1 protein-coding gene is annotated in these 1,476 nt (G+C 53.4%); it reads right to left on the bottom strand.

Features of this window, described 5'->3' with window-relative positions:
- Window positions 1-1,385, bottom strand: a 1,385-nt coding sequence (locus tag ACP7BV_RS26930) for an ATP-dependent nuclease (RefSeq protein WP_426107965.1), incomplete at its 3' end; no start/stop codon positions are given.
- Window positions 1,386-1,476: the final 91 nt, after the last annotated feature.

Genomic DNA, 1,476 nt, shown 5'->3' on the forward strand with positions numbered 1-1,476 from the left:
CCCATCTTTTCGTGCGTCTCAAGGCGGTACACGACGCGGCCGCGGCGAAACGCGATCGCGGTCCTGTCCGGCCCGTAGTTGTCACCTGAGACTCGCAAGTCGTCGAGGAAGAACCATAGGCTATCCGCTGACATCTCATTTACGACTAGAGCTTCAAAGCCGGCGTGGGGATGTTCACAGTCTACGTCGAAGGCATCTGTAAACAGCTTTTTCTTCTCTGGGGTCCGGACGAGGAAGTCGTAGAATGAAAATGTCTTGAGCCCGAGGGCCTTAAAGAAAGTGCCGAACTTCGGCATGTTGCTCTCAGTCTCCGCATCAAAGAAAGCAATTCCTCCGATGTCAAGTGGTTGCAATGTCACGTCATTTTCTTCCATCATTCGAGCTGCGGCTGGAAGAGCATGAAACTCAGTGAGCCCTTCGACAACAATAGCACCCTTGCCTAGCATGCACTCGGTTAATCCGCGCCGTGCATACCGCTTGAAGTCGTTACCTTTGAGTCCGCCAGCTTCCGACACCTTCTTGGCTGTTACGCTGGAATCTCCGCCACGCGATAGCAACAGGGTTTGCTCCGGCTCGAATCGCTCAATCACAAATGGCGAATGCGAAGTCACGAACGCTTGCGTGGTGCTGTGCAGGAGGTATTCTGCAATGCGCCGTTGCGTATGCGGCGGAACCGCGATCTCTGGTTCCTCCATCGCGAAAATAACGGATGCGGGTTTCAGTTCCGCTATGAATGACAGCAGTGCAAGAACCAGCACATTTAGCGTGCCCGTTCCGACTTGTTGAAATGGGACGGGCGTTTGATCTTTCGACATTGAAAGAAAGAACGCCATGGTTTTTCTGAGATGTTCGCGCGTGAGTTGGGAGACATGTAACTTGGTCGTTCTGCCATCCACATCGGATGCGATGTATTTGCCAAGACGAGCCTCAATCGATTTGAGAACTGGATCTAGGTGAGTCGCATCCTTCTCTATATCGAGGTCGCGGAGGCGTTCGATAGCCTTCTCCCAAAGCCCAGCTCGGGAGCCACGCAACCGTAGGATGACGTCGAGTAGGGAGCCACGTTCGAGACTCAAGGCGCGCGAGCCCGTACGAATAGCTCTTAAATACAGGAACCCGAACATACGCTTTACGTCCTTGTAGACCTTGTCCAGCTCCCCGGGTTCAGCGCTCGGGCTGCGCGAATAATAAGTCTGTGCCTCGAATTCATCCTCTTCCGGGTTGTACACAGCCAACGTTTCCAAGCGAAGGCAGCTGACAACAAGGGGAGAGTTTGCCTGATCTACCTCGCCTTCATCTAGTAGTCTCTTCTCGACGGTGTTCCAGAATTCTAGGTGCTGCCCACAGCGATTCTCCACCTCAGGATTGATGTCCGTGAGTATCACCTCAATTCGAATCGGGCCCGAACAGGTCCACCGCCCTCTATTTTACCGCCTCCGCCGCCAAATACACCATGAGCCAATCTTCTAATGTTTC

The sequence above is a fragment of the Massilia sp. TSP1-1-2 genome (genome assembly GCF_049896185.1).
Lineage (GTDB): Bacteria > Pseudomonadota > Gammaproteobacteria > Burkholderiales > Burkholderiaceae_D > Telluria_A.